At 67.9% G+C, this 7330-nt stretch carries 7 protein-coding genes and 1 rRNA gene; 3 read left to right on the forward strand and 5 right to left on the reverse strand.

Annotation, left to right across the window (positions count from 1 at the left end):
* Positions 1-63 precede the first annotated feature (63 nt).
* The 4 genes from tatC to AC5P5W_RS10555 all read right to left on the reverse strand — a co-directional run bounded on the left by tatC (position 64) and on the right by AC5P5W_RS10555 (position 2486).
* Positions 64-813: a twin-arginine translocase subunit TatC gene (gene tatC / locus AC5P5W_RS10540; protein WP_005420449.1), complete on the reverse strand. Its 750-nt coding sequence runs from the start codon at positions 811-813 to the stop codon at positions 64-66.
* Positions 810-1268 carry a Sec-independent protein translocase protein TatB gene (gene tatB, locus AC5P5W_RS10545; RefSeq protein WP_032957854.1) on the reverse strand — a complete coding sequence of 153 codons (459 nt, stop codon included), beginning with the start codon at positions 1266-1268 and terminating at the stop codon, positions 810-812. Before tatB ends, tatC begins: the two co-directional genes overlap by 4 nt.
* 15 nt (positions 1269-1283) lie before the next feature.
* The gene (gene tatA / locus AC5P5W_RS10550) at positions 1284-1511 is read right to left on the reverse strand and encodes a Sec-independent protein translocase subunit TatA (RefSeq protein WP_014648907.1); all 228 of its coding nucleotides are present in this window, start codon (positions 1509-1511) and stop codon (positions 1284-1286) included.
* A gap of 75 nt (positions 1512-1586) precedes the next feature.
* Positions 1587-2486, reverse strand: coding sequence for a lipid-binding SYLF domain-containing protein (locus AC5P5W_RS10555; protein ID WP_111205393.1), 900 nt, complete (start codon positions 2484-2486; stop codon positions 1587-1589).
* Between the two features lie 165 nt (positions 2487-2651).
* Between AC5P5W_RS10555 and hemH the strand changes: the two genes are divergently transcribed.
* The 3 genes from hemH to AC5P5W_RS10570 all read left to right on the forward strand — a co-directional run bounded on the left by hemH (position 2652) and on the right by AC5P5W_RS10570 (position 6861).
* Positions 2652-3614: a ferrochelatase gene (gene hemH / locus AC5P5W_RS10560; RefSeq protein WP_032957857.1), complete on the forward strand. Its 963-nt coding sequence runs from the start codon at positions 2652-2654 to the stop codon at positions 3612-3614.
* Complete coding sequence (locus AC5P5W_RS10565; protein WP_032957858.1) at positions 3611-4465, forward strand: alpha/beta fold hydrolase; 855 nt, start codon at positions 3611-3613, stop codon at positions 4463-4465. The genes hemH and AC5P5W_RS10565 overlap by 4 nt, the downstream gene beginning before the upstream one ends.
* Positions 4466-4755: 290 nt before the next feature.
* The gene (locus tag AC5P5W_RS10570; RefSeq protein ID WP_197574655.1) at positions 4756-6861 is read left to right on the forward strand and encodes a methyl-accepting chemotaxis protein; all 2106 of its coding nucleotides are present in this window, start codon (positions 4756-4758) and stop codon (positions 6859-6861) included.
* A 351-nt stretch (positions 6862-7212) separates the two neighbouring features.
* Here AC5P5W_RS10570 and rrf read toward each other — a convergent pair.
* Positions 7213-7327, reverse strand: a 5S ribosomal RNA gene (gene rrf, locus AC5P5W_RS10575).
* Between the last annotated feature and the right edge of the window lie 3 nt (positions 7328-7330).

The following is a 7330-nucleotide window of genomic DNA, read 5'->3' on the forward strand; positions in this document are numbered from 1 at the left end:
TTAAGTCGTTTATGCCCAGTGTGTGCAGCTAACGACTTAATCCCCTCCGTCCCCTTTTTTCTTTCAGGCGGCGGGCTTCTTGACTGCCGACGACGGCACCAGCCAGCGTGCGGCGTGGATGCCCAGCTCATAGAGCAGGCACATCGGGATCGCCAGCATCAGCTGCGAAACCACGTCCGGCGGGGTCAGCACCGCCGCCAGCACGAAGATGCCGACGATCGCGTAGCCGCGGCCTTCCTTGAACTGCTGCGGCGTCACCCAGCCCAGCAGCACCAGGATCACCATCGCCACCGGCAGTTCGAAGCTGCCGCCGAAGGCGAAGAAGATCGCCAGCACGAAATCCAGGTAGGCATTTGCATCCGGGGTGATCGCAATCACGTCCGGGCTGAAGGTGGTGAGGAAGTGGAACACCGCCGGCAGCACCAGGAAGTAGGCAAAGGCACAGCCGGTGTAGAACAGCAGCACCGAGGACACCAGCAGCGGCACCGCCAGGCGCTTCTCGCGCGCATACAGGCCGGGCGCGACGAAGGCCCACAGCTGGTACAGCAGCCACGGCACCGCCACGAACAGGGCAACGAAGAAGGTCAGCTTCAACGGCGCGAAGAAGGCGCCGGCCGGATTGGTGGCAATCATCGTCTGCCCGTTCGGCAGCTGCGAGACCAGCGGCTCGGCCAACGCGTTGTACAGCTTCTGGGTGAACGGCAGCAGCGCCAGCAGCACCACGCCCAGGCCCAGCAATGCGCGCACCAGGCGGCCGCGCAGTTCCACCAGATGTTCGACCAGCGAGCTCTCGCCGAAATCCTGTTCACTCATGGCTGGCGCTCCGTGCGCGGCGGCGGCGGCGCACCGGCTTCAGGGGGTGTCGCCGGCGTCGGCTCGGGAGCGACGCCCTCCTGTACCGGTGCATCGGCACGGGTCAGGCCGCTCATATGCGGCGGCAGATCCGCAGGCGCCGGTGCGCGTACCTCCTGCGCCAGCGTATCGCCCTGCTGCTGCGCCTCCTGCGCTTCGCGACGGATCGCTTCGCCGCTGGCACGCAGCTGGTTCTCGGTGTCCTGCATGCCCTGGCGAACGTCCTGCATCTGCCGCTTGATCTCCTCGGCCTGCAGTTCGCGCTCCAGTTCCTGTTTCACCGAATCCCATTGATTGCGGGCGCGACGCACCCACAGGCCGGCAAAGCGGGCCGCCTTGGGCAGGCGCTCGGGACCGAGCACCACCAGGGCGACCACGGCGATCACCAGCAATTCGCTGAAGCCGATATCAAACACCGCGACCGCTCCGGATCAGCGAGGGGTGCGGTCGTGCTCGTCCTGCGCGGTGCGCGAGGCGTCCTGGCTGCGCGACTCGTCGCCCAGCTGCGCGTTCGGCTTGTCGTCGTCGCGCATGCCCTTCTTGAATTCCTTGACCGCCGAACCGAGGTCCTTGGCGCCACTGGTCAGGCGCTTTGTGCCGAACACCAGCAGGACGATGGCCAGCACGACCAACCAATGCCAGATGCTGAAACTGCCCATAAAGACGCTCGTTACGTTAGTGATCAGGCTGTCGAGCATAGCGCACCGGGTGTTAGCCGGCGCGCGTGACGAAAGTCAGTTTCCGCCCAGCGTTTCCGTGCGGATTTCGCCGTCGTTGACCGGCTGGAAGCCCTGCTGCTGCGGCGGCGGGTTCTGCGGAACGTTCTGCAGCGGCGCGGTGGTGGCTTCGGCCGGGGCCGCCGGTGCTGCCTGAACGGGCACAGACACGGGGGCGGCAGCCGGCGCCGGCGCCGGACGCGGTGCATTGCCACCGTTGCCGTTGCGGTTGTTGCGGGCGGCGTAGGTGGCCTCTTCCAGGCGATCACGGAAGGCGACCACGTCCATCGACGGGGAACCGACGGCGCGACCTTCGAAGATCATGCGCGGCGTGGTGTTGCTGCCGTAGGCGTCCAGATTGGCGGCATCGTCGATCTGCAGCACCGCGCCATCCAGCGCGACACCGGCGAACAGGCCGCGCGCGCGCGACCACGACCAGATCTCGGCCTTCAGCTGGCCGTCGGTGGCGGCGGCGGCATTGCGGCCGACCGGACCGGCGGCAACGCCGGCATCGGCGCCAAGCGTGAACTTGCCATTGACCAGGTTGTCCAGGCTGCGGTCGTTGCGGAACACCAGCACTACGTCGGAAGACTGCACGCCGGCCTGGAAGCCGATGCTGCCACCGGTCAGCTTGACGAATACCGGGCTGGACCAGGCGCCATTGGGCATGCGCACCGACATCAGCCCGTGGCCGCGACGACCGCCAATGACCAGGCCGGCCTTGATCGTGTCGGGAATGACGATGACCGCGCGGCCTTCGTCGAGCAACTTGTCCGGAATTCCCTGTTCAGGGATTTCCTGGATCTCCGCCAGCACGCGCACGGCATTGCGGGCGCGCTGGTCTTCCTGCGGTCCGGCCATGGCCTGGCTGGACAGCAGGCTGGCGGCGATCAGCAGGGCTTGGATCGGGCGACGCATGGCAGGCTCCAGAAGTCAGTCCATAGGAAGATATAGCAAGTGACTGAAATTAGTAGTGTTGTCATGAATCGCCAATGAGCGCTCCCCGCTCACATAGATGCCCGCTATGCCTGCAATCCGAACCCTGCATCCCGGTGCGACACCGGATCGGCGACAATGCACCCCATGCTCGACGCACCCGATACCGCCGTGCTGGCGGTCAACCTAGGCACGCCCGATACGCCGACGGCCCCCGCCGTACGCCGTTACCTGGCCGAATTCCTGTCCGACCGCCGCGTGGTCGCGATCCCGCCACTGCTGTGGCAGCCGCTGCTGCGCGGACTGATCCTGCCGCTGCGCAGCAGCCGTTCGGCGGCCAAGTACGCCCAGGTCTGGCTGCCGGATGGCTCACCGCTGATGGTCCATACCCGGCAGCTGGCGCAGGCGATGCAGGCCCTGCTGCCAACCCTGAAAGTGCGCCACGCAATGCGCTATGGCGAACCGGCCCTGGCCCACGAGCTCGACCGCCTCGCCGGCGAAGGCGCACGCCGCATCGTGGTGCTGCCGCTGTACCCGCAGTACTCCACCACCACCACCGCCTCGGTCGAGGACCGCGTCGACGCCTGGCAGCGGCGCAACCCGGGCGTGACCGTCAGTCTGGTACGCGACTACTCGGTCGACCCGGGCTGGGTCGAGGCCGTTGCCGGCTCGATCCGCCGCTACTGGGAACAGCACGGCCGCAGCCAGAAACTGATGTTCTCCTTCCACGGCATCCCGCAGCGCCTGGCCGACGCGGGTGATCCGTATCCGCAGCGCTGCGAGGCCAGCGCGCAGGCCATCGCCAACGCGCTGGGCCTGGGCAAGGACGACTGGCAGATGGGTTACCAGTCGCGCTTCGGCCGCGAGCGCTGGCTGCAGCCTTACGCTGAGCCGAGCCTGTGGGCGTTGGCCGAATCCGGTGTGAAGCAGATCGACGTGGTCTGCCCCGGCTTCGCCACCGATTGCCTGGAAACGCTGGAAGAAGTCGCGATGGGCTTCACCGAAACGCTGGCCGAACGTGGCGCGACGATGCGCTACATCCCCTGCCTCAATGCCGAACCGGAACACGCGCGCGCCCTGGCACGACTGGCCGTGGCCTCGCTGGCATGAGTCTGCAACCCTTTGAACTCGAGGTGGGCGGCACCCGCGTCGCCGGCCTGCGCAACAGCGGCGACGGCCCGCGCGTGCTGGCCCTGCATGGCTGGCTCGACAATGCCGCCAGCTTCGTGCCGCTGGCGCCGCACCTGGCGTCGCTGCAGCTGGTGGCGATCGACCTGCCCGGCCATGGCCACAGCGCGCACCTGCCGGCCGGTGCCAGCTACACCACGGCGGCCGCGATCTGCCACGTGCTTGATGTGGCCGACGCCTTGGGCTGGGACCGCTTCAGCCTGCTCGGCCATTCGATGGGCGCCGGCATCGCCAGCCTCACCGCCTCGGTCAGCGACCGCGTCGAGCGCCTGGTGGCGATCGAAGCTCTCGGCGGCCTGCGCGGCCCCGAAGAAGAGACCGCCCATCGCCTGCGCGAGCATGTGAACGCCACCCGTGCGTTGGCGCGCAAGCAGCTGCGCGTGTTCCCCGACCTGGCCGCGCCGATCCGCGCACGGATGATGACCAACCAGCTCAGCGAACCGTGCGCACGACTGCTGGTCGAGCGCGGCGTGGAACCGGTCGAAGGCGGGTATCGCTGGTGCAGCGATCCGCGCCTGATGCTGCCCACCGCGATCCGCCTCAGCGAGGGCCAGATCGACAACCTGCTGCAGGCCATCGCCTGCCCGACACAGGTGATCTATGCCACGCCGGCGCAGTCGTATTATCCCGAGCCGATGCGCAGCGATCGCCTGCAGCACCTGCGGGATGGCCGGCTGGCAGTGTTTCCCGGCAACCATCACCTGCACATGGAAGATCCGGAACAGATCGCAGGCGTGATCCTGCACTTCTTCAGCAACGACAACGCCGGCTGAGCGCAGGCGTCCGCGCGCTTCACTCCGCGCGTTTGCGGCCGATACATCAGTTGCGGGCCCCTGCGCCCGCTGCACGCGGGCCCGGTCGGTCCTGCGGCATGTGTCTGGTTCTGCAAGGAAGTCCGCATGCCCGCTCTGCTGCACCGTCACCCACAGGATGTGGCCGCGGTGTCCCCTCTCCGCGTCGCTGATCGCGCCGCATCCCTCGAATTCCCGGCACCCGCCCTCGTCACGCCCTGCTGCGTGCGTTGCGGCGTGCTCGTTGTCGTCTGCTGACCCAGGAGCCTCCGATGTCCATTGCATCCGCCCGTCCCCCCGATACCGCCCGCCTGTCGCACCTGCAACAGCTCGCCCGCGGTGCTGACCGCCGCCTGCTGACCGGCAGCGCGGCACTGGCCGTGACCGGGCTGGTGCTGGCCCTGCGCGGTCCGCACGGTGTGGCCGCCGCGTTGGCCGCGGGCGCTGTGCTGCCCGCCTTGTGGCTGGCCGGTCCGCTGGCAGGCCGCGACATCGCCCGCAACGCCCTGGCAATCCTGGTGGCGCTGCAGCTGGCCCTGTTGTCCGCGATCACCGGCCTGTCGCCGGCGTTGCCGATCGCCCTGCTGCTGGGCGTGCTGCTGGGCCATCGCGATCGTCTGCCGGTGTGGCTGGCCGGTAGCATCGGCACGCTTGCACTGCTGGCCCCGCTGCCGGCCGGTGCTGCGGTGGGGCCGGCGCTGCTGCAGGCCGCGATGCTGGCCGGCCTGACCCTGTTCCTTGGCCAGGTCGCACTGCGGCTCCGCCAGCAGACCGAAGCACTCGGCCACGGTCCCCGGCGGCTGGCCGCGCTGGCGCGCGACATCGCCACCGGCGCCGATCTTGGTGCACATGCTGACACCACCGCCTACGCACCGGGTTCGCTGGCCCATGCGCTGGCCGACACCGCACGCCATGTGCAGGCCCAGCGTGGACGCGAAGCGGAGGCACACGCCGAGAACGCGCAGATCCGCCAGGCCCTCGATGCCTCGCGCACCGCGATGATGATTGCCGACAACGATCACGTGATCCGCTACGTGAACCGCTCGGTGGTGGCCCTGCTGCGCAACCAGCAGGCAACGTTGCGCCAGGCCTTCCCCGATTTCGATGCCGAGCGCCTGGTCGGTAGCAGCATTCATCGCTTCCACGCCAACCCGGACCGGATCCGCGCCATCCTCAATGGCCTGCAGGTCAGCCACAACGGCAAGGTACAGATCGGCCCGGTGCACTTCGCACAGGTGGTTACTCCGGTCTTCGACGCACAGGGCGTGCGCCTGGGCTTTGCCGTGGAGTGGCATGACCGTACCCATGAGCTCGCCTTGGAGAACGCCGTCGCCGGCATCGTCGCGGCCGCCGCCGCCGGCGACCTCGACCAGCGCCTGCAGGCAACCGAAGGTGCCAGCTTCCTCGATGGCCTCACCGGTGGCATCAACCAGCTGCTGGATACGTTGGGCAGTACGGTTGACGAGGTGCGGCAGATGCTCTCGGCGCTGGCCAGCGGCGATCTCGATCGACGCATGCATGGCGAGTATCACGGCGCCTTTGCCGCGATCCAGCGCGATGCCAACGCCACCGCCGGCCAGCTGGCGCGCATGGTGGGCCGTATCCAGCAGTGCGCGTCCTCGATCAGCACCGCTGCCAGCGAAATCGCTGCGGGCAATGGCGCGCTGTCCGAGCGCAGCGAGCGCCAGGCAGCGCACCTGCAGGAAACCGCCGCTTCGATGGAAGAGCTGACTGCCACCGTGCGCCAGAACGCTGCCCATGCGCGCGAGGCGAGCCAGCTGGCGATCACCACCCAGAGCGCCGCCAGCGATGGCAACGTCGCCATGCAGCGGGTCGTCGACACCATGCAGGCGATCGAGGGAGCCTCGAAGCGGATCGGCGACATCACTGGCGTGATCGATGGCATCGCCTTCCAGACCAATATCCTCGCGCTCAACGCGGCAGTGGAGGCCGCCCGTGCCGGCGAGCAGGGCCGTGGCTTCGCGGTGGTGGCCAGCGAGGTGCGCGTGCTGGCGCAGCGCTCCGCCGCTGCGGCTCAAGAAATCAAGAAGCTGATCGATGAGGCAGGTCGCCAGGTGGGCGAAGGTGCCCAGCTGGTGGCCGATGCGGGGCAGCGGATGCAGGGCATTGTCGGGGGCGTTGAGAATGTCAGCCACCTGATGCACGAGATCTCGGCGGCCTCGCAGGAGCAGTCGGTCGGCATCGAGCAGATCAACCAGACCGTGGTGCAGATGGACCAGGCGACGCAGCAGAATGCCGCGCTTGTGGAGGAAGCCACCGCGGCCGCACGCGAGCTGCAATCGCAGGCGGGTACGCTTACCGAGGCGGTATCGGTGTTCCGCCAGCAGGAACCGCACGAGGTCTCGCGGGCCGCCTGATCCGGGCCTGCAGTTCCATCCCGGTCAAGACGGCGCCCGCAGGGCGCCGTTTTTTTGCCTGCTTTTGCGTGATGGGTCAGGAAAGTCCGCTTCCGGACCTGCCGTGAGGAGCGACCAACCCTGGCTGGCGCCGCATCCACACACGGCGTGGATCTACTGTGCGCCCGCATGCCCTCGGTAGTCGCCAACCTTGGTTGGCGCTGGGGCTGCCCGCGGAGAATATCCACGCATGGCGTGCATCTACCGGCCGGTGTGCAGCTATGGCGGTGCCGGCCGGCGGCCGGCACTACCCGCGTGTTCTGCGCACAAAGAAAAACCCCGCTGCGCAAGCAGCGGGGTTTTGGGTATAAACCCTGGCGATGACCTACTCTCGCATGGCTTGAGCCACACTACCATCGGCGCAGCTGCGTTTCACTTCCGAGTTCGGGATGGGATCGGGTGGTTCCACAGCGCTAATTTCACCAGGGAG

It is taken from the genome of Stenotrophomonas sp. YJH_SMC_123 (assembly GCF_059368215.1).

Excerpts from the sequence above, each read along its gene's own strand:
- AC5P5W_RS10565 (WP_032957858.1), top strand. The coding sequence starts at position 3,611 with ATGAGTCTGCAACCCTTTGAACTCGAGGTGGGCGGCACCCGCGTCGCC.
- hemH (WP_032957857.1), top strand. The coding sequence starts at position 2,652 with ATGCTCGACGCACCCGATACCGCCGTGCTGGCGGTCAACCTAGGCACG.
- tatC (WP_005420449.1), bottom strand. The coding sequence starts at position 813 with ATGAGTGAACAGGATTTCGGCGAGAGCTCGCTGGTCGAACATCTGGTG.
- AC5P5W_RS10570 (WP_197574655.1), top strand. The coding sequence starts at position 4,756 with ATGTCCATTGCATCCGCCCGTCCCCCCGATACCGCCCGCCTGTCGCAC.
- tatA (WP_014648907.1), bottom strand. The coding sequence starts at position 1,511 with ATGGGCAGTTTCAGCATCTGGCATTGGTTGGTCGTGCTGGCCATCGTC.
- AC5P5W_RS10555 (WP_111205393.1), bottom strand. The coding sequence starts at position 2,486 with ATGCGTCGCCCGATCCAAGCCCTGCTGATCGCCGCCAGCCTGCTGTCC.